This window comes from Streptococcus sp. 27098_8_12, assembly GCF_041432115.1.
Taxonomy (GTDB): Bacteria; Bacillota; Bacilli; order Lactobacillales; family Streptococcaceae; genus Streptococcus; species Streptococcus parasanguinis_V.
This window is the reverse complement of the sequence record NZ_JAPVZA010000004.1, coordinates 52,161-71,664: the sequence shown is the minus strand read 5'-3', so window position 1 is coordinate 71,664 and position 19,504 is coordinate 52,161. Positions and strand designations below refer to the sequence as shown.

Annotated in this window: 17 protein-coding genes and 1 pseudogene; 17 read left to right on the top strand and 1 reads right to left on the bottom strand. The window is 43.0% G+C overall.

The features are described 5' to 3' along the window. Positions 1-286 precede the first annotated feature (286 nt). From O3629_RS02550 to O3629_RS02535, 4 genes and pseudogenes are all read left to right on the top strand, one after another. A complete protein-coding gene (locus O3629_RS02550; RefSeq protein WP_004240734.1) occupies positions 287-589 on the top strand; it encodes a TMEM175 family protein in 303 nt (100 codons plus the stop codon). Continuing rightward, the gene (locus tag O3629_RS02545; RefSeq protein ID WP_000397556.1) at positions 514-855 is read left to right on the top strand and encodes a hypothetical protein; all 342 of its coding nucleotides are present in this window, start codon (positions 514-516) and stop codon (positions 853-855) included. Before O3629_RS02550 ends, O3629_RS02545 begins: the two co-directional genes overlap by 76 nt. A 13-nt stretch (positions 856-868) precedes the next feature. After that, positions 869-1,192 carry a potassium channel family protein gene (locus tag O3629_RS02540; RefSeq protein WP_001253404.1) on the top strand — a complete coding sequence of 108 codons (324 nt, stop codon included), beginning with the start codon at positions 869-871 and terminating at the stop codon, positions 1,190-1,192. Then, positions 1,189-2,236, top strand: a pseudogene (locus O3629_RS02535) (DUF389 domain-containing protein). Before O3629_RS02540 ends, O3629_RS02535 begins: the two are co-directional and overlap by 4 nt. Positions 2,237-3,091: 855 nt before the next feature. Here O3629_RS02535 and O3629_RS02530 read toward each other — a convergent pair. Further along, entirely contained in the window at positions 3,092-3,295 is a 204-nt protein-coding gene (locus O3629_RS02530) for a CsbD family protein (RefSeq protein WP_049471982.1), read from the bottom strand. Between the two features lie 318 nt (positions 3,296-3,613). Here O3629_RS02530 and O3629_RS02525 point away from each other — a divergent pair, with 318 nt between their 5' ends. From O3629_RS02525 to O3629_RS02465, 13 genes are all read left to right on the top strand, one after another. Continuing rightward, positions 3,614-4,204, top strand: coding sequence for a rhomboid family intramembrane serine protease (locus O3629_RS02525; protein ID WP_101770813.1), 591 nt, complete (start codon positions 3,614-3,616; stop codon positions 4,202-4,204). Between the two features lie 144 nt (positions 4,205-4,348). Continuing rightward, positions 4,349-5,470: a VanZ family protein gene (locus O3629_RS02520; protein WP_347089482.1), complete on the top strand. Its 1,122-nt coding sequence runs from the start codon at positions 4,349-4,351 to the stop codon at positions 5,468-5,470. A gap of 283 nt (positions 5,471-5,753) precedes the next feature. Next, entirely contained in the window at positions 5,754-6,020 is a 267-nt protein-coding gene (locus O3629_RS02515; RefSeq protein WP_003004214.1) for an ACT domain-containing protein, read from the top strand. 18 nt (positions 6,021-6,038) lie between these two features. Continuing rightward, positions 6,039-7,376 carry a PFL family protein gene (locus tag O3629_RS02510; RefSeq protein ID WP_070449773.1) on the top strand — a complete coding sequence of 446 codons (1,338 nt, stop codon included), beginning with the start codon at positions 6,039-6,041 and terminating at the stop codon, positions 7,374-7,376. Between the two features lie 81 nt (positions 7,377-7,457). After that, positions 7,458-8,147, top strand: a complete 690-nt coding sequence (locus tag O3629_RS02505; protein WP_371608665.1) for a histidine phosphatase family protein — start codon at positions 7,458-7,460, stop codon at positions 8,145-8,147. Positions 8,148-8,269: 122 nt separating this feature from the next. Beyond that, entirely contained in the window at positions 8,270-8,971 is a 702-nt protein-coding gene (locus O3629_RS02500; RefSeq protein ID WP_371608664.1) for a histidine phosphatase family protein, read from the top strand. Beyond that, positions 8,961-9,734: a M15 family metallopeptidase gene (locus O3629_RS02495; RefSeq protein WP_037607303.1), complete on the top strand. Its 774-nt coding sequence runs from the start codon at positions 8,961-8,963 to the stop codon at positions 9,732-9,734. Before O3629_RS02500 ends, O3629_RS02495 begins: the two co-directional genes overlap by 11 nt. 167 nt (positions 9,735-9,901) lie before the next feature. After that, entirely contained in the window at positions 9,902-10,936 is a 1,035-nt protein-coding gene (hrcA, locus tag O3629_RS02490; protein ID WP_003004578.1) for a heat-inducible transcriptional repressor HrcA, read from the top strand. A gap of 24 nt (positions 10,937-10,960) precedes the next feature. Then, positions 10,961-11,485, top strand: coding sequence for a nucleotide exchange factor GrpE (gene grpE / locus O3629_RS02485; protein ID WP_301355021.1), 525 nt, complete (start codon positions 10,961-10,963; stop codon positions 11,483-11,485). Between the two features lie 257 nt (positions 11,486-11,742). After that, a complete protein-coding gene (gene dnaK / locus O3629_RS02480; protein WP_371608663.1) occupies positions 11,743-13,566 on the top strand; it encodes a molecular chaperone DnaK in 1,824 nt (607 codons plus the stop codon). 169 nt (positions 13,567-13,735) lie between these two features. Further along, the gene (locus tag O3629_RS02475; protein ID WP_155125224.1) at positions 13,736-14,368 is read left to right on the top strand and encodes a DJ-1/PfpI family protein; all 633 of its coding nucleotides are present in this window, start codon (positions 13,736-13,738) and stop codon (positions 14,366-14,368) included. A 154-nt stretch (positions 14,369-14,522) separates the two neighbouring features. After that, positions 14,523-15,656 carry a molecular chaperone DnaJ gene (gene dnaJ / locus O3629_RS02470; RefSeq protein ID WP_003004734.1) on the top strand — a complete coding sequence of 378 codons (1,134 nt, stop codon included), beginning with the start codon at positions 14,523-14,525 and terminating at the stop codon, positions 15,654-15,656. 161 nt (positions 15,657-15,817) lie between these two features. Continuing rightward, positions 15,818-19,348 carry a family 20 glycosylhydrolase gene (locus O3629_RS02465; RefSeq protein WP_371608662.1) on the top strand — a complete coding sequence of 1,177 codons (3,531 nt, stop codon included), beginning with the start codon at positions 15,818-15,820 and terminating at the stop codon, positions 19,346-19,348. The last annotated feature ends 156 nt before the right edge of the window (positions 19,349-19,504 follow it).

The following is a 19,504-nucleotide window of genomic DNA, read 5'->3' as shown; positions in this document are numbered from 1 at the left end:
ATTTTTGTAACTAGGTGATACTTGAAATTAATACAAATTTGGTTGTTTTTGATAAATCTAAGCAACACTAAATGATGAAGTGAAAGGGGATGAATCTTTGATAGTATTCATTTATTGTGAAATATGATATATTTATTAATTAGATGGATGAATACTTCTAGAGTTAAATATAGCATAATAGGGACAGACTTTTTGGTTTATTTTTGTTTGTAGTCGGATTATGAAAGAATATCCAATATTATGCGATAAGATAGAATGTTACAAAAAAGAAAGGGGATGCAATCCGATGAAGAAAGACAGATTAATTGTATTGACAGATGCTGTTCTAGCAATTATTATGACCATCTTGATTTTAGAGTTAGAAAAACCAACAACACCAAGTCTTGAAGCTTTTTGGGATTTACGGCAAAATTTCTTTGCTTGTTTTCTTTCCTTTTTCTGGTTGGGATCGTTATGGATGGCACTAAACACATTATGGGAAAAGGTTGAGAAAATTTCCTCAGAAATTATTTGGTGGAATTTGTTTCTACTCTTGGAGCGGCAGGAGTTCTCTTTGGAGAATTTCATGCCATCCAAGATACCAGTCTGAATGATGTGGTGGACCGGATCTATATAAATGTCAAGGATTTACCGTTTCAGTCCTTGGGAGCTTTAGCTAATATCCTGTCTGATGTTAAGAAGGGACTGATTCAAGACAGTCATATCTGGTCTTTCTTCCAGTCATTTTTCAAACAATATCAGTTGATAATCAGCTTAAATCAGATCTATCAGTTTGTCTATCTTTCTCTGATGGAGATCATGTCCTATCTTCACTTTGATTATTGGAAAAAACGGCTCGGTCAGGAGCTAGTATGAATAAGGAGAACAAATGAGACGTTTAAAAATGTTATGGCATATTATACAGGTTACGGGTTTTACTCGGTTTGCTCTGAGTTTTGTGACCTTTGTTTTTGGGTCAGGAGGCGTGCTTTTCCTAGTTGAACCTGCTATCACAAATTACGGAGACGGTCTTTGGTATGCTTTTGTGACTTCGACGACTGTCGGCTACGGGGATCTCCTAGCTGTGACCTTGATTGGAAGGATTACCAGTGTCTTCTTGACGATTTATGGGCTCATATTTTTTGGCTGTTTATCAGCTGTTATTATTAATTATTATACCGATTTAAATAAGGAAAGAGGAGAGGACAAATGACTGCCAATTATTCAACACGGGAATACCGTGAGAAATTATACGATGACCTTCATGTTCGATTGAGAGATACAGCGATTTTGATGTGTGCAATTTTTATTGCCTCTATCGGTCTAAATATGAATTCAACAGCTGTTATTATTGGAGCCATGTTAATTTCACCTCTCATGACACCGATTGTTGGACTGGGATTCGGTTTAGCTATTTTTGATACGCGTTTAATCAAGCAATCTCTAGAGGTTTTATTGACTCAAGTGTTGGTCAGTTTGCTTGTCTCGACTCTGTATTTCTGGATTTCTCCCTTGTCTTATGCAAGTAGCGAGTTGATCGCACGAACCTCTCCAACCATTTGGGATGTTCTCATTGCTATTGCTGGTGGGATTGCTGGTGTGATCGGTTCAAGGAAAAAAGAAGCAAACAATATCGTGCCAGGAGTAGCCATTGCTACAGCTTTGATGCCGCCTATCTGTACTGCTGGCTATGGTTTAGCTAATGGGAATGTACGATTTTTATTGGGCTCTCTATCTTTTCTTGATCAACTGTGTCTTTATCATGCTAGCCAACATTGTTGGAACAAGAATTTTGATGAGAAAATCTCCTTTAACTTCATTTAAAGAGCTGAGCATTAAAATGAGAATTGGCTTGATTTCTTTGATTGTATTGTTGATTCTTCCAGCTAGCTATTCGGCAGTTACTCTGACAATAGAACAAGCGCGCAAAGAAGGGATCAAACAGTTTGTAGGAAAAGAGTTCGCCAATTATACGGTTATTAATCAAGTCTACAAGTCAAGTAACAATGAATTGGTCTTGACGGTTGTTGGAGATCCGATTTCAGAAGAAGAATTAGAAACACTCCACCAAAAACAAGCCTCTTACGGTATTCAATCTGTTCAATTGAAAGTGAATCAAGTTCAGAACTCGCCAACATTAGATAGTGAAGCGACCAAGGAATTTTATGAAAACATTGACAAGTATATTGATCAAAAACTCTCTGAAAAAGATTCACAAAACGATCTCGTAAAAGAAAATGAAGCAGACAAGGATTGAGGACAATGAACTGAATCGGTTTTTACGCCGTGTTTTTCTTGTATCTTCCTCTTTCTTACTTATAGCAGGTTGTTTTTGCTTGAATAAGAAATAAATTAGAAGTTCTATCATCTAAGAAAAATGATGAAAAAAATCATTTAACTAATGGTGTGAACGTTTAGTGTTTATCAGCTCCATTCTCTGTAATTTTGGGGGTAAAATCCACACCATTTAGATAAAATTAGTTGAATTTGATTGGAAAAACGCTTTTATAAAAGCGGAGAAAAGTCTTGATATTACGCTGTTTTTAGTCCAACTGAAATTCATACTTTCCAAACCAGGTCTTAAGAAAGCTCGTAAAGCATCACAATTTAGTAAACGTTAATTCGAAAGAATTACAATATTTACAAAGAACACCTTTCGAGGTGTTCTTTTTATGTTTTCATACTAAATTGTGGCAGTTGACGTAGTTGTTGTGGCTTTAGCCACTTACAAATACGGCTGCAATTCGACGAAGTCAATTGCCTCTAAACGTTAATTCGTTGCTGGAAAGCAGAATACAAACGAAAACACTTTGCATCTTGCAAGGTGTTTTTTGTATGAGAACTAGCGGTGCGCAATTAGGATAGCTCTAGCGACTTTAGTCGCGTAGAGATATGCTATGCACAGTTGCCCCAAGAAAACAAGCGAAGCGATATTTGAATGGATAGCAACCACTGCACGCAAAATGTTAATTCGAAAGAATTACTATACTTACAATGAGCACCCTTCGGGGTGTTTTTTTTGTATAACTGAATTTGAAGCAAATAAAAACCACCCTATCTTCCACGGTCAAACATGACTGTAGAAAATAGAGTGGGTCTAGGATGTTAAAGACTATTTGTCGTCTTTATGAAAGATATTTTTAACGCCCTTGATAGCTCCTTCAACAGCTTCTTTTGCATCTTCAGCAACTTCTTTTGCTTTTGAAGCAACTTTTTCAGCAGTGCCTTCAGCTTCTGTTTTTGTATCGCCGGTTAATTTACCAAGGCCTTCTTTAACAGAACCTTTTGCTTGGTTCAATTTTTCTTCTAATGACATAGCGTCACCTCCATGAAGTTAGTAGTTTTTTCTCTGAATGCAATACTGTTGATTTAAAAAAATAAAAAATATTTGTCTCAGATTAGAATGAGTATATTCTTTTTAAAATAGAAAGTCAAATTTTTGCTACGGCTAAAAAACAGGATCGCTTTCCGGTCACGAATAATGACCGACTAATAAGTCACGATATTTCGTTTTTCCAGCAAAGATTTGAAACGAAAGAAGCAAAAAACTTTTTCTGTCTCCAATGAAATAAATGGTATAATAATCGTGAATGGAAACATCGTAACGCTGTTTTTTGAAAAAGAGAAGATAAATATGAAAAGAATCCTCACAACCTACCCTATTATCAGCACTTTAGCTCTAATCTGTTTGTTGCTCGGTCTATTGACTTCCTTTTATGGGGATGCTATGTATGACTTATTAGCTTTTCATTCGAAGCCGGTGTATGGTTGGCAGTATGTCAGTGGGACCTTGATGCATGGTAGTAAAGGAGCCCCTGCCTGGTTTTTATGGGTCCATTTGATTTTAAACGGACTCATGATCCTTCCCTTCGGTGGACTGCTAGAAAGAAAAAGAGGCTCCATACAAGTCTTAATCGTTTTTGTGACGGCGACAGTCCTCTCTTCCATCGTTTTTCACTTCTTAACACACGGGCAGGACATTCAGGCAACAGGGATCTCTGCCGTCGGCTATGCCTTTGTGACCGGAGGGGTTATGCTCCTGCCAAACGTGTGGAAAGAATTTTCGCGCACCGTAAAATGGCTTTATCTATTCTTAATTTTCCTATCTGGCCTCATGCTCTTACCAGCAATCACCGGATGGATCTCAACACTATTGCATCTTTCAGGGATTGTGAGTTATCTGTTGGTCTTTATCGGAAGTAAAGGCTTGAAGGGAAGGAGCTAACTATTAAGACGGCTCCTCAGTATGGTTTTCATCGTACTTCCTTGACTCTTCCTCTACCGCGCCGTATAATATTCTATATCAATGAAGAAATCACCTTTTGTCATTGTGCAAAGGGTGATTTTATAACGGTAAAAAGGAGACACAATGGGGTATATCTCTACAATCAAAACAGCTGTTCAGCTCTTTCCTTTTCTGGCATTTTTGTTGACCTTGCCCTACATGATTTTGAATTATCGAAAATATGGTTCGGTCAATAAATTGCGGGTGCTGATTTTCTATTCTTTTATGCTTTACTTGATGACGGTCTATCTCTTGGTGATCTTGCCTCTGCCGGATCCAAGTAAGATTCATACTAGCTACTCGGAAATGGTCAATCTCCATCCCTTTGCTTTTGTGGTGGATTTTTTCAAGGAGAGCCCCTTTGATCTAGCGCAGACTGGTACTTGGATTCAAGCTCTTAAGCATCCAACTTTTTATGTGCCTGCCTTTAATGTCCTGATGTTGATTCCTTTTGGGATGTATCTGCGCTATTATTTCAAGTGTGGTTTTAAGAAAACGATCCTTCTGGCAGCTCTCTTTAGTCTCTTTTTGGAACTGACCCAGTTATCAGGTCTCTACTTTATGTATCCGGGTCCTTACCGCCTGGCAGATGTTGATGATATTATTCAAAATACTACCGGTGGTGGAGTGGGTTATCTGCTCGGTTGGTTCCTGGTTTGGTTATTGCCAACACGAGATGAAATTGACGAGCATTCTTTCCGAGTAGGAACGAGAGTATCTGGTTTCCGGATGGGGCTTGCCTTCTTGATCGACTTTGTGATGCTTTCCTTGCTTTACGTGGTAATCGAGAGTTTAGAGACGATTCCTTATGTAGCGGTTTTGGCTGTTTATTTTGCCTTGATTCCCTTGTGGCGGGGTAAAACCTTGGGAATGGCTTTGTTGAAATTCCGCTTGCATTTTGACAAGCAAAAATGGCTTCGCACCATCTGGCGGGGGATTCTAGTAGTGGGCTATTTCTATCTGATTCCTCAAGGGTTGTTCTATTTGATTTCGCTCTTGAATAGCGATTTGACGGACAATTCCCTCTTAACCCTGTCCATGATTTTATTGCTCTTCTTTATGCTTTTATTGTACCTGATTCTGACTCTTGCCATCGTCTTACTTAATCGTCGCTTTCCCTTTGACCGTTTAGCTGGAGCTGAGTATGAGAGTACGGTGCGCGTGAAGAAAGAGCTCTTAAAGGATGAAACCGAATCATCAAAATAGAGAGAGTGGGACAGAAATCGGTAATTCGTTAGAATTTGATTTCGTCGTCTCACCTCCGCACAGTTGAGTAGGGCTGTAAAAGCTGATGAAATCAGCGTAGTAGAGCCCACGCAACCACTGCGTCTTGCTCGACAATCCAAAAACAATTAAGAGGCTAGGACTTTTGTCCCAGCCTCTTTATTTTTTTATACACATAAAAATATCCGAACGTTCCCAGTTGAGAAGGGCGATTTTAAGGGGATTGTGCTACAATGGAAGCAAATAGATAGAATGGAGCAGTGAAATGAAAGCAATTATTACAGTCGTTGGTAAAGACCAAAAAGGAATCGTAGCGGGTGTTGCAACGAAAGTAGCAGAATTAGGACTCAATATCGATGATATCTCTCAAACTGTATTGGATGAATACTTTACCATGATGGCGGTCGTATCGTCAGATGAGAAAAAAGATTTCACACAGCTTCGTTCAGAGTTGGAAGAATTCGGTCAGTCTCTGCATGTGAAAATCAATATCCAAAGCGCAGCGATTTTTGATGCTATGCACAATTTGTAAGATAGGGGTTGAGAATTTATGGACATTAGACAGGTAACAGAAACCATTGCCATGATTGAGGAGCAGAACTTCGATGTTCGGACTATCACCATGGGGATTTCGCTTCTCGATTGTATTGATCCAGATATCGAAAAGGCAGCTGAAAAAGTCTACAATAAGATTGTGACAAAGGCCAAAGATTTGGTGGCTGTGGGGGATGAGATTGCGGCAGAACTTGGCATTCCGATTGTGAATAAGCGGGTTTCAGTCACTCCAATTTCTATTATCGGAGCCGCAACAGATGCGACAGACTATGTACCCTTTGCTAAGGCACTGGATCGTGCGGCGAAGGAAGTTGGGGTCAACTTTATCGGTGGCTTCTCAGCTCTGGTTCAAAAAGGCTACCAAAAAGGGGATGAAATCCTCATTAATTCCATTCCTCGCGCCCTTGCGGAGACAGATTTTGTCTGCTCTTCAGTCAATATCGGATCGACCAAGACAGGGATCAATATGACCGCTGTCCGAGATATGGGTCGTATCATTAAAGAGGCATCCCAAGCAGATCCAATGGGGCCTGGTAAGCTCGTAGTCTTTGCCAATGCAGTAGAAGATAATCCCTTTATGGCGGGTGCCTTCCACGGTGTCGGTGAAGCAGATGTCGTCATCAACGTTGGGGTTTCAGGACCAGGTGTCGTCCAACGGGCCATCGAAAAAGTTCCCGGAGCAAGCTTTGATGTATTGGCGGAAACAGTCAAGAAGACAGCTTTCAAGATTACCCGTGTCGGTCAATTAGTCGGTCAAATGGCTAGTGAACGCCTAGGAGTAGAGTTTGGAATTGTAGACTTGTCTCTCGCACCAACACCAGCTGTTGGGGACTCGGTTGCCCGTGTCCTTGAAGCCATGGGGCTTGAAGTGGTAGGGACCCACGGGACAACAGCAGCGCTGGCTCTGCTCAATGACCAAGTGAAAAAAGGTGGCATCATGGCTTGTAACCAAGTCGGTGGTTTGTCAGGTGCCTTCATTCCTGTCTCAGAAGATGAAGGGATGATTGCGGCGGTCCAATCAGGTCATATCAACCTGGAAAAATTGGAAGCCATGACAGCCATCTGTTCCGTCGGTCTAGATATGATTGCCATCCCAGCAGATACTCCAGATACAACCATTGCGGCCATGATTGCCGACGAAGCAGCTATCGGGGTGATCAACCAAAAGACAACAGCCGTTCGGATCATTCCTTATGGTAAGGAAGGCGATATGTTAGAGCTCGGTGGACTTCTTGGGTCTGCTCCGGTAATGAAGGTCAACAAAGCTTCGTCAGCTGATTTCATTGCCCGTGGTGGTCAAATTCCAGCTCCGGTTCATAGCTTTAAAAACTAAGAGAAATCTAGTATAATAGTAGAAAATAGAAAAGTCTGTGATGATGAAACTCCAGACTTTTTTCTTGCAAAAGGAGACAAGATGGCTAAAACAAGATTATTTGTGATTCGTCATGGGAGAACCATGTTTAATACCATTGGCCGTGCTCAAGGCTGGTCCGATACACCCTTGACAGCAGAAGGAGAACGAGGGATTCAAGCTCTAGGAATCGGCTTGCGTGAGTCCGGTTTGGAGTTTACTCGAGCTTATTCCAGTGATTCAGGCCGTGCCATTCAGACAATGGGGATCATTCTTGATGAATTGGGCTTGAAAGACCAGATTCCTTATCGCTTTGACAAACGGATCCGCGAGTGGTGTTTTGGTAGCTTTGATGGGGCCTACGGTGGGGAACTCTTTCACGGTGTCGTGCCGCGCGTGCTGGATGTAGAAGACTATAAGACTTTGACCTTGGAAGACTTGGCCAATGGAATTTGCCAAGTGGACACAGCAAATTGGGCTGAACCATGGGAAGTCTTGAAAAACCGAATCCTAGAAGGTTTTGAAGCCATTGCCAAAGAAGTAGAAGAAAATGGTGGAGGCAATGCCTTGGTGGTCAGTCATAGTTGGACCATTCAGACCTTGGTCTGCTTGATCGAAGGAAAACCAAATCTCAATCTACCTCTTTCAAACGGTAGTGTTACCCTTGTAGAATATGAAGATGGAGAATTGACGGTTAAGGGGGTTGGAGATAGCAGTTACCGTGAGGTCGGTGAAAACTTGCAAGAATCCTAGTTCGTCCTGAAAGGCTGATCTTTTGGTCATGCCTTTTCTTTCTCTCAAAACTTGTAAGAGCTTTCCTACTTTCTTTTTGCAAAAAATGATATAATGAAAGAGATACATACGGAGGTAATACAATGACAAAAACCAGATTATATATTGCTCGTCATGGAAAAACCATGTTTAATACCATTGGGCGGGCACAGGGCTGGTCAGACACTCCGCTGACAGAAGCAGGAGAGCGTGGAATTCGAGAATTAGGACTTGGTCTCAAGGAAGCTGGGCTTTCTTTTGAAGAGGCTGTTTCGAGTGATTCTGGACGCACCATTCAAACCATGGGAATTATTCTTCAAGAACTCGGTCTGACAGGGGAAATCCCTTATCGTTATGACAAACGGATCCGCGAGTGGTGTTTTGGTAGTTTTGACGGTGCTTATGATGGCGATCTCTTCATGGGGGTCTTACCCCGTGTCTTTAAGGTCGATGATTTCCATCAGTTAAGCCTAATGGAGTTAGCTGAAGGAATCGTCGAAGTGGATACCACTGGTTGGGCTGAATCCTGGGGTACCTTGAGTGGCCGGATCTTAGAAGGTTTTGAAGCCATCGCAAAAGAGGTAGAAGCAGCTGGCGGTGGGAATGCGATTGTGGTCAGCCACGGCATGACCATTACGACCTTGATTTATCTCATCGATCCAAAAGCGGTCGAAGAATTGGTCTTGGACAACGGAAGCGTGACGGTTTTGGCTTATGAAGATGGTGCTTTCAGTATTGAAAAGATTGGGGATCTGTCCTATCGTAAGGTTGGAGCAAAACTTCTAGAGGGTGGCCATGACGAATAAGTATAGACGCGCAAGAAAAAAACGTAAGAAATGGTGGCCTTACCTATTGAGTTTCTTTCTTCTTGTGGTCCTTGGATCGGGAATTGGTGCTTACTTAGCGAAGCCAAGCTTGTTTTCAGGGCTTCAGTTTTGGAAGGCTAAAAAAACAGCTGTAACGACTCCCTCTTCTTCTAAGAAAAAGAAAGAAAAATCAGATTTACCAGCCGTTTCGACAAAAGACTGGCAGTTGATCTTGGTTAATCGTGACAATGTGAAGCCTGAGCTGAACCCACAATTGACAGATGTGGATGCTATCAAAGTGGATAGTCGGATTGTAGAACCAACTCGTCAATTTTTAGAAGCGGCTCGAAAAATTGCCCCAGAAGAAACCTTGATATCAGGCTATCGAAGTGTGGCCGAGCAAACAGAGCTCTATAATGAGCGTGTTGCGCAACTAGAGGCTAGTGGTCTTTCGCACGAAGAAGCTGAAAAGCAGGTGCAGACCCAGGTACAGGTCCCTGGTGCGAGTGAACACCAGACGGGGCTTGCGATTGATATGAGTGTCGAAGCTGGTCAAAGTGATGAGTTGGGCATGCAGTTGGCTGCCATCGCACCGCAATATGGCTTTGTCCTTCGCTACCCAGATGGGAAGAGCAACATCACGGGTGTGAATTTTGAGAATTGGCATTTCCGTTATGTTGGCGTAGAAAATGCTCAGTATATGGCCAAGCATCAGCTAGTATTGGAAGAATATATTCAGCTATTGAAAAAAGCTGGTAAATAGGAGGAGATTCACTTCTCTAGGTCTTAAGAATGATTTTTAGCACTCTTTGAAAAGAGTGCTAATTTTTTGGTTTTTTCTCTTGACTTTCTTTTGGATGGGTGTATAATAGAATCAAGGTTTAGCACTTAAATGTTTAGAGTGCTAAAAAATGAAAGAGAGGTGAGGTCATGGTTACAGAACGTCAAAATGAGATTCTCAATCTTGTCGTCGATATCTTTACCAAGACCCACGAACCGGTCGGTTCAAAAGCACTACAAGATGTCATTCAATCCAGTAGTGCGACCATCCGAAACGACATGGCTGCCCTCGAAAAACAAGGCTTACTAGAAAAGGCCCACACTTCGAGTGGCCGAATGCCTAGCCGAGCTGGTTTTCAATATTTTGTTCAGAACTCGCTTGATCTAGAGCTGATTGATGAGCAAGATGTCTACCAAGTGGTGAAAGCCTTTGATTTCGAAGCCTTTAAGTTAGATGATATCTTGGATGCTACGGCCAAGTTGCTAGCCCAGATGACGGGTTACACCGCAGTGATTCAGGATGTTGAACCGACACGTCAGCGCTTGACTGGTTTTGAGATTGTTCCATTATCCAATCACGATGCCTTAGCAGTTCTGACCTTGGATGAATCAAAGCCTGTCACCGTCCAGTTTGCCATTCCAAAGAATTTCTTAACCAGTGACTTGGAAATCTTCCATCAGCTGGTTCAAGAACGCTTCATTGGAAATACAGTTTTGGATATCCACTACCGCTTGCGGACGGAGATTCCACAGATTGTACAGCGCTATTTCAAGACGACAGACAATGTGCTGGATCTCTTTGATTACGTCTTCTCGCAACTGTTTCAAGAACTGGTCTTTGTAGAAGGAAAGGTTTCATCCTTAACCTACGCCGATCTTCAGACCTATCAGTTCTTGGACAATCCCCAACATGTAGCTCTCGAGTTGCGAGGGGGAATGCCAGAAGACCAAATGACCCAGATCCTGGTTGCAGAATCTCAAGAGAAGGCCTTGAAGAATGTGACGGTGATTAGCCACAAGTTCTTGGTTCCTTATCGTGGGATGGCCCTCATGCATGTGATCGGTCCCGTAGAGATGGATTACAGGCGTGTGATTAGCCTGGTCAATGTCATCGGCCGAGTCCTAGTCATGAAGTTGACGGACTACTACCGTTACCTCAACAGCAACCATTATGAAGTAAATTAAGACCAAATGAAAGGGGTGTATGCCTTGACAGAAGATATCAAAAAAGAAGACGTGAAAGAAGAGGAAGTTGCCCAAACAACTGAAGAAGTTGTAGAGGAAAGCAACCAACCTTCTGAGTTAGAAGAAGCACAAGCGCGTGCCGAGGAATTTGAAAACAAGTACCTTCGTGCTCATGCAGAAATGCAAAACATTCAGCGCCGTGCCAATGAAGAACGTCAACAATTACAAAAATACCGTAGCCAAGATTTGGCAAAAGCGATCTTACCATCACTGGACAACCTCGAACGCGCCCTTGCCGTCGAAGGATTGACAGATGATGTGAAGAAGGGCTTGGAAATGGTCCAAGAAAGTTTGGTACATGCTCTGAAAGAAGAAGGAATTGAAGAAATTCCAGCGGACGGAGCCTTTGACCATAACTACCACATGGCCATCCAAACCTTGCCTGCAGATGATGAACATCCAGCAGACACCATCGCACAAGTCTTCCAAAAAGGCTACAAACTCCATGACCGCATCCTGCGTCCAGCCATGGTAGTAGTATATAACTAGGCTAGAGAACTTAAAAACCTTGTCCGAAACGACACTAAACTATGAAAGAAAGATAAGACGCAAGCCGGAGGCTTGCAAGGAAGATATTTCCCGCCGTGGTGAAAGTTTCAGTAGCTTGTGCTACTGAAACAGGGGATTTTTGAGACAGTAGGCTCAAAAATAAGTGATGAAATCCCGAAGGGAGTTGCTCACGTCCCCACCACTTAAGGGAAATATCAAAAAGAAAAAAAGATAAAAAACAACGAGGAGAAAAACATATGTCTAAAATTATCGGTATTGACTTAGGTACAACAAACTCAGCAGTAGCAGTTCTTGAAGGAACTGAAAGCAAAATCATCGCGAACCCAGAAGGAAACCGTACAACTCCATCTGTAGTGTCATTCAAAAACGGTGAAATCATCGTTGGTGACGCTGCAAAACGTCAAGCAGTCACAAACCCAGATACAGTGATCTCTATCAAATCTAAGATGGGTACTTCTGAAAAAGTTTCTGCTAACGGCAAAGAATACACACCACAAGAAATCTCAGCTATGATCCTTCAATACTTGAAAGGCTACGCTGAAGATTATCTTGGTGAAAAAGTAACTAAAGCAGTTATCACAGTTCCAGCTTACTTCAACGATGCTCAACGTCAAGCAACTAAAGACGCTGGTAAAATCGCTGGTCTTGAAGTAGAACGTATTGTCAACGAACCAACTGCAGCAGCCCTTGCTTATGGTTTGGATAAGACTGATAAAGAAGAAAAAATCTTGGTATTCGACCTTGGTGGTGGTACATTCGACGTATCTATCCTCGAACTCGGTGATGGTGTCTTCGATGTATTGGCAACTGCAGGGGATAACAAACTCGGTGGTGACGACTTTGACCAAAAAATCATCGACTACTTAGTAGCAGAATTCAAGAAAGAAAATGGTATCGACTTGTCAACAGACAAGATGGCCCTTCAACGTTTGAAAGATGCAGCTGAAAAAGCGAAGAAAGACCTTTCTGGTGTCACTTCAACTCAAATCAGCTTGCCATTCATCACTGCAGGAGCTGCTGGACCTCTTCACTTGGAAATGACCTTGACTCGTGCGAAATTCGACGATTTGACTCGTGACCTTGTAGAACGTACGAAAACTCCAGTTCGTCAAGCCCTTTCAGATGCAGGTTTGAGCTTGTCAGATATCGACGAAGTCATCCTTGTCGGTGGTTCAACTCGTATCCCTGCCGTTGTAGAAGCTGTTAAAGCTGAAACTGGTAAAGAACCAAACAAATCAGTGAACCCTGATGAAGTAGTTGCCATGGGTGCTGCGATCCAAGGTGGTGTGATCACTGGTGACGTGAAAGACGTTGTCCTTCTTGACGTAACGCCATTGTCACTTGGTATCGAAACAATGGGTGGAGTCTTCACAAAACTCATCGACCGCAACACAACCATTCCAACATCTAAATCACAAGTCTTCTCAACTGCAGCAGACAACCAACCAGCCGTTGATATCCACGTTCTTCAAGGGGAACGCCCAATGGCAGCAGATAACAAGACTCTTGGACGCTTCCAATTGACTGACATCCCAGCGGCACCTCGTGGTATCCCACAAATTGAAGTAACATTTGACATCGACAAGAACGGTATCGTATCTGTTAAGGCCAAAGATCTTGGAACTCAAAAAGAACAAACGATCGTTATCCAATCAAACTCAGGTTTGACAGATGAAGAAATCGACCGCATGATGAAAGATGCAGAATCTAACGCTGAAGCAGATAAGAAACGTAAAGAAGAAGTAGACCTTCGTAACGAAGTAGACCAAGCTATCTTTGCGACTGAAAAGACAATCAAGGAAACTGAAGGCAAAGGCTTTGATGCAGAACGTGACGCGGCTCAAGCAGGACTTGATGATCTTAAGAAAGCTCAAGAATCAGGTAACCTTGAAGAAATGAAAGCAAAACTTGAAGCCTTGAACGAAAAAGCACAAGCATTGGCTGTTAAACTCTACGAACAAGCTGCAGCAGCGCAACAAGCCCAAGCAGGAGCAGAAGGCGCACAAGCAGCAGGAAACGCAGGCGATGACGTCGTAGACGGAGAGTTTACGGAGAAGTAAAACAATCCAGTGGATTGTTTTAGCGGAACCTCCTGAAATAAAGAAAGGTTCCGAGATTTGAGGATTCCTTTAAGCCGAAACTCAATTCAGCCTAACTAGTAAATGATAAAAAGAAATCCAGAGGTTGCAACCCAGCCTCTGTTTTTCGGTAAAATAGAGGATGTTGCGTATGAAAAAAGTACTTTGTTTGATTTATCCTAATTTTTCTCTTTATGAGATAACTGCTTTAACGAGTACTTTAGCTCTGTCTTTTGATGTTACGATTGATTATGCTGCTTCAGATCATTCGATGGTGGTCTCTGAGGATGGCTTACCCTGTCAACCAACGAAAACACTAGATCAAATCCGTATTGAAGAGTATTCTTGCGTGATTTTGCCCGGGATGGTCAACATAGGACCTGCCCTACAGGATGGAAAATTGATTTCGTTCTTGAGGGACCTTGGTGAGCAAGATATCCTCGTTGCAGCCATTTCTTCAGCGCCTCTTTTATTAGCGAAAGCAGGTCTGTTGAAGGACACGAAATATACAGGTGGAATTTGGCAAAACTTCTTTGACTATTTTGAGTTTCTTCCACGTGAAAATTTCCAACCCAAACTGGTTGTGCAAGATAAACAAATCATTACGGCTATCGGTTTTGCCCATCAAGAGTTTGCAAGAAAAGTGATTCTAAGTTTAGGCTTGGCAGAGAATACGGACAACTATTTTAAAGAACGAAACGACTACTCAGAAGAGGATTTGATATTTACTCTATCGGACCAAGACTTTGATCAAGTGAAGCGAAGTATAGAAAACAGCCTCTAAAGATTTACATGAAAATTATAGAAAGGAACAAAGAGCGTTCGGGGAATTGAACTCGAGCGGAAAGCTTGGAAATTAGATAAACCGCCTAAGAAATCAGGATTTCTTGTCGGTTTCCTAAATTTCAGTCGCTTTCTGTTCGCTCTTAGTATCTTGTATGAACAATACTGAATTTTATGACCGTTTGGGCGTTTCAAAGAATGCATCTCAAGATGAGATCAAGAAAGCCTATCGGAAATTATCTAAAAAATATCACCCAGATATCAACAAGGAGCCTGGTGCTGAGGAAAAGTACAAGGAAGTTCAAGAAGCTTATGAGACTTTGAGTGACGAGCAAAAACGGGCTGCTTATGACCAATATGGTGCTGCGGGTGCCAATGGTGGCTTCGGTGGCGGAGCAGGTGGTTTTGGTGGCTTTGATGGTGCTGGTTTTGGTGGCTTTGAAGACATCTTCTCTAGCTTCTTTGGTGGTGGTGCAAGCCGTAATCCGAATGCTCCTCGTCAAGGGGATGACCTCCAATACCGCGTCAATCTCAAGTTTGAAGAAGCGATTTTTGGTGCGGAAAAAGAAGTCAAGTACCATCGGGAAGCTAGCTGTCATACCTGTCATGGTTCTGGAGCTAAGCCAGGCACTAGTCCGGTGACCTGTGGACGCTGTCATGGTTCTGGAGTCATCAATGTGGATACGCAAACCCCTCTTGGGATGATGCGCCGTCAAGTGACCTGTGATGTCTGTCATGGTCGTGGTCAAGAAATCAAGGATCCATGTACGACTTGTCGTGGAACAGGTCATGAAAAACAAGCTCATAGCGTGAATGTCAAGATTCCTGCCGGAGTTGAAACGGGTCAACAAATCCGCTTAGCTGGTCAAGGAGAAGCTGGCTTTAACGGTGGACCATACGGGGACTTGTATGTTGTTGTCAATGTTGAGCCGAGCGATCGTTTCGAACGAGATGGCTCAACCATCTACTACAAGTTAGACTTGAACTTTGTTCAAGCAGCTCTTGGAGATACGGTCCATGTGCCAACTGTTCACGGAGATGTCGATTTGGTCATTCCTGAAGGAACCCAAACCGGTAAGAAATTCCGCCTCCGTGGAAAAGGTGCTCCAAGCTTGCGTGGTGGTGCTATGGGGGATCAATATGTATCTGTCAATGTCGTCACCCCAACTGGTTTAAATGACAAGCAAAAAGAAGCCCTTCAAGCCTTTGCGGAAGCAAGTGATTTGAAGGTCAACCCAAAGAAAAAAGGGTTCTTTGACAAGGTCAAAGATGCTTTAGATGATTTATAAGAATGAACGAGTTTCCTTTTGAGTAAGGAGCTCGTTTTATTTTGGATCGAATCCAAGAACTTCCTCTCCTAATTAAAGAATAATGAGAAGCCTCATTGAATTTATTAAGATATCGTGGTAAATTTAAGAAAACGATTACAATGACAATTTAGGAGGTCCTGATGAAATCAGATCAACCACGTTATGCGATTCGCAAGTATGCAGTAGGAGCTGCTTCGGTGCTCATAGGATTTTTTGCTGGCGCGAATGTTGTAGCAGCTGATACGCCAACGGCTACAGACAGCCCTTCAACGACAGTTCCAACTCAGCCAAACGAGGGTGAGTCGACGATTTCCCTTAATGAGGAAGCTTCTCAGCCAACAGTAGAAAAACCAACGGCTCCTGCCCCAATCGTCGATCAAAGTCAACCGACACTGCCTGATCGTGAATTGCGGGTATCAGATCTTGACCGTTTGATTCGCGAAGAAGCAAGTTCTGTCGCAGAGTCGGATGTGGCAGCTCAACCAGCGACGGAAACGCCTGCTAAAGATCCTGATCAGGAAGAAAAATTAGCCAAGAAAAAGATTGTTTCGATCGATGCCGGTCGCAAGTACTTCTCACCAGAGCAAATCAAGGAAATCATTGATGAAGCTAGTAAGACGGGCTATACAGACTTGCATCTTCTAGTTGGAAATGACGGCTTGCGCTTTGTGCTGGATGATATGTCTTTGAAAGTGGGAGATACTTCTTATTCTAGCCAAGCCGTGACAGATGCGGTTGAAAAAGGGACAAAAGCTTATTACGATGATCCGAACGGGACAGCCTTGACCCAGGCTCAAATGGATGATATTTTGGCCTACGCCAAATCGAAGAAAGTAGGTGTCATCCCAACCATTAATAGTCCAGGTCACATGGATGCGATTCTGACAGCCATGGAACAATTGGGGATCGAAAATCCTCACTTTAATTATTTTGGTACAAAGAAATCAGCTCGAACAGTTGATTTGGACAACCAAAAAGCCTTAGACTTTACCAAGGCTTTGGTAGACAAGTATGCGGCTTATTTCAGCGGCAAGGCAGACATTTTTAACATTGGTTTGGATGAATATGCCAACGATGCCACAGATGCCCATGGTTGGCAGGTTCTCCAAGCCAGCAAGCATTGGCCAGGTGAAGGCTATCCAGAAAAAGGCTATGAAAAATTCATCCAATATGCTAATGATCTAGCAGCTATTGTGAAAAAACACAAGATGAAACCAATGGCTTTCAATGATGGAATCTACTACAATGGCGATACTTCCTATGGTACTTTTGACAAGGATATCATTGTGTCCTACTGGACAGGTGGCTGGAATGGCTATGATGTCGCTTCTTCAAAACTCTTGTCTGAACTAGGTCATCAGATTCTTAATACCAATGATGCTTGGTATTATGTGCTTGGACGGGACAAGGCTGGATCTGGTTGGTACAATCTTGATCAAGGTCTCGAAGGAATTTCCAAGTCAGCGATTGATGTGGTTCAAAAAAATGATGGAGCTAAGGTACCTTTCGTCGGTGGCATGGTAGCTGCCTGGGCAGATACGCCATCTGCAACCTACAAAAAAGACCTTCTCTTTAAGCTCATGCATGCTTTCGCGGACAAGAACGCGGACTACTTTGTAGCAGATCCTGAAGTGGTCGAAAAAGCTCTTTCAGAAGCTCCAACTGATTTGGATCACTATACACCGGAATCTCTAGTAGCCTTTACGGCAGCTAAAAAAGCATTAGAAGGGGCAGGAGCAGACACGACTCGAGCAGAGGCCAAAACCTTGATCGACCATCTCAAAGTAGCTCAGGATGCTTTGGTGTATACAGAAAGCTACGCGAAAGAAGTTGCTGCAAAAGAAGCAGCGGAAAAACTTACCATGAAGAAGGTCATCTCGATCGATGCGGGCCGCAAATACTTCTCACTGGATCAGTTGAAACGGATCGTCGACAAGGCCAGTGAGCTGGGTTATTCTGACTTGCACCTCCTGGTCGGAAACGATGGTATGCGCTTCGTCCTCGATGATATGACGGTGGAAGCCAATGGAAAAACCTATGCTAGTGATGATGTGAAAAAGGCCATTTTAGAAGGCACCAAGGCCTATTACGATGATCCAAATGGTCAAGCATTGACCCAAGCGGAAATGGATGAACTCCACGCTTATGCGACTGCGAAAGGAATCGGCTTGATTGCGGCAGTCAATAGTCCTGGACACATGGATGCTTTGTTGGTGGCCATGGAAAAATTGGGCATTGAAAATCCACAAGCCAGCTTTGATACGGTTTCAAAAACAACCATGGATTTGACCAATGAAGCAGCAGTCAACTTTACTAAAGCCTTGATTGGCAAGTACATGGACTACTTCAAAGACAAGTCTAAGATCTTTAACTACGGAACAGATGAATATGCCAATGACGCTACCAGTGCGCAAGGTTGGTACTACCTCAAGTGGTATGATCTCTATGGTAAATTTGCGGAGTATTCCAATAGTCTTGCAGCTATGGCGCGTGAAAAAGGCTTGCAGCCAATGGCCTTTAACGATGGCTTCTATTATGGAGATGAAGATGATGTTGCCTTTGACAAGGACGTCTTGATTTCCTACTGGTCTAAAGGATGGTGGGGCTATAACCTCGCATCTCCACAGTATTTGGCAGATAAGGGGTATAAATTCCTCAATACCAACGGAGACTGGTACTATGTTTTGGGAAGAACACCTGAAACGGGTGGTGGTTATATTGAAAAAGCGATTGCCAATGCAGCTGCTACCCCATTTAGACAACTCCCAAGTACAACATATCCAGAAACATCTTTGCCGATGGTCGGTAGCATGGTAGCTGTTTGGTGTGATACCCCAAGTGAAGAATACATCGAAAAAAATGTCTTTGATCTCATGGAAGCTTTTGCCAACCACAACAAGGACTATTTCAAGGCAGACTTCACTGCTCTTAGAAAAGCAGTTGCTACGGTGCCAACAGATCTAGACATATACACACCAGAATCGCGCGCAGCACTTGCGAAAGTCTTAGATAACTTGAATTGGAATGTGAGCCGTGCTCATCAAGATCAGGTGGATCAAGAAGTGGCTGCTCTGACTCAAGCCCTTGCGGGGCTCAAGCCAATCACGCAAGTAGGTAGCTTGGCTGAAAATGACGTCAAAGCCCTAGTGGAAGACAAACCAAGTCTTGACATCGTGGAGAAAGAACCTGATTTTGACCTTGTGGAACGGACCAATCCAGATCTCGCTAAAGGAGAACGCAGAGTGATCCAGGCTGGGGTTAAAGGGCAAGGTCTTGAGTATGTAGAGGTTTCGGCACTTGATCAAAGTCGAAAAGTGATCGCTACAGAAGTTGCTAAAGAGCCAGTTGCAGAAATTGTTGAAGTCGGTACCAAAGAGGTTGTGACTCCAGCAAGCCCTTCAGTAGAAGCACCAGTGAAATCAGACGTGCTCGTAAACAAAGTGGTTCCAGATCCTTCAACACCTCAAGTGATCGCGAAGGATCAACCAGTAGCACCAGTAAATACCCCATCGCCAATTCCAGCAGCTGTGGAAAAAGAGGTTCGTTCAGAAGCAGTATCTTCTAACAAGCAACTCCCGGAAACAGGAGTGGAATCTGCTCTGGGACTCGCTTTACTAGGGGCGATCTTAGGAGCAGCAGGAATAGACTTGAAAAATAAAAAAAGAGACTGAGACCTAGTTGACTTGTAACAGGTCGAAGTTAGGAGAGTGGGACAGAAATCGGTCATTCGTTAGAATTCGATTTCGTCGTCCCACCTCCGCACAGTTGAGTAGGGCTGTAAAAGCTGATGAAATCAGCGTAGTAGAGCCCACTCAACCACTGCGTCT

Bases quoted from the DNA above. Each gene is read 5' to 3' on its own strand.
- O3629_RS02550 (WP_004240734.1), top strand. From the start codon at position 287: ATGAAGAAAGACAGATTAATTGTATTGACAGATGCTGTTCTAGCAATT.
- O3629_RS02540 (WP_001253404.1), top strand. From the start codon at position 869: ATGAGACGTTTAAAAATGTTATGGCATATTATACAGGTTACGGGTTTT.
- O3629_RS02530 (WP_049471982.1), bottom strand. From the start codon at position 3,295: ATGTCATTAGAAGAAAAATTGAACCAAGCAAAAGGTTCTGTTAAAGAA.
- O3629_RS02525 (WP_101770813.1), top strand. From the start codon at position 3,614: ATGAAAAGAATCCTCACAACCTACCCTATTATCAGCACTTTAGCTCTA.
- O3629_RS02520 (WP_347089482.1), top strand. From the start codon at position 4,349: ATGGGGTATATCTCTACAATCAAAACAGCTGTTCAGCTCTTTCCTTTT.
- O3629_RS02515 (WP_003004214.1), top strand. From the start codon at position 5,754: ATGAAAGCAATTATTACAGTCGTTGGTAAAGACCAAAAAGGAATCGTA.
- O3629_RS02510 (WP_070449773.1), top strand. From the start codon at position 6,039: ATGGACATTAGACAGGTAACAGAAACCATTGCCATGATTGAGGAGCAG.
- O3629_RS02505 (WP_371608665.1), top strand. From the start codon at position 7,458: ATGGCTAAAACAAGATTATTTGTGATTCGTCATGGGAGAACCATGTTT.
- O3629_RS02500 (WP_371608664.1), top strand. From the start codon at position 8,270: ATGACAAAAACCAGATTATATATTGCTCGTCATGGAAAAACCATGTTT.
- O3629_RS02495 (WP_037607303.1), top strand. From the start codon at position 8,961: ATGACGAATAAGTATAGACGCGCAAGAAAAAAACGTAAGAAATGGTGG.
- hrcA (WP_003004578.1), top strand. From the start codon at position 9,902: ATGGTTACAGAACGTCAAAATGAGATTCTCAATCTTGTCGTCGATATC.
- dnaK (WP_371608663.1), top strand. From the start codon at position 11,743: ATGTCTAAAATTATCGGTATTGACTTAGGTACAACAAACTCAGCAGTA.
- O3629_RS02475 (WP_155125224.1), top strand. From the start codon at position 13,736: ATGAAAAAAGTACTTTGTTTGATTTATCCTAATTTTTCTCTTTATGAG.
- dnaJ (WP_003004734.1), top strand. From the start codon at position 14,523: ATGAACAATACTGAATTTTATGACCGTTTGGGCGTTTCAAAGAATGCA.
- O3629_RS02465 (WP_371608662.1), top strand. From the start codon at position 15,818: ATGAAATCAGATCAACCACGTTATGCGATTCGCAAGTATGCAGTAGGA.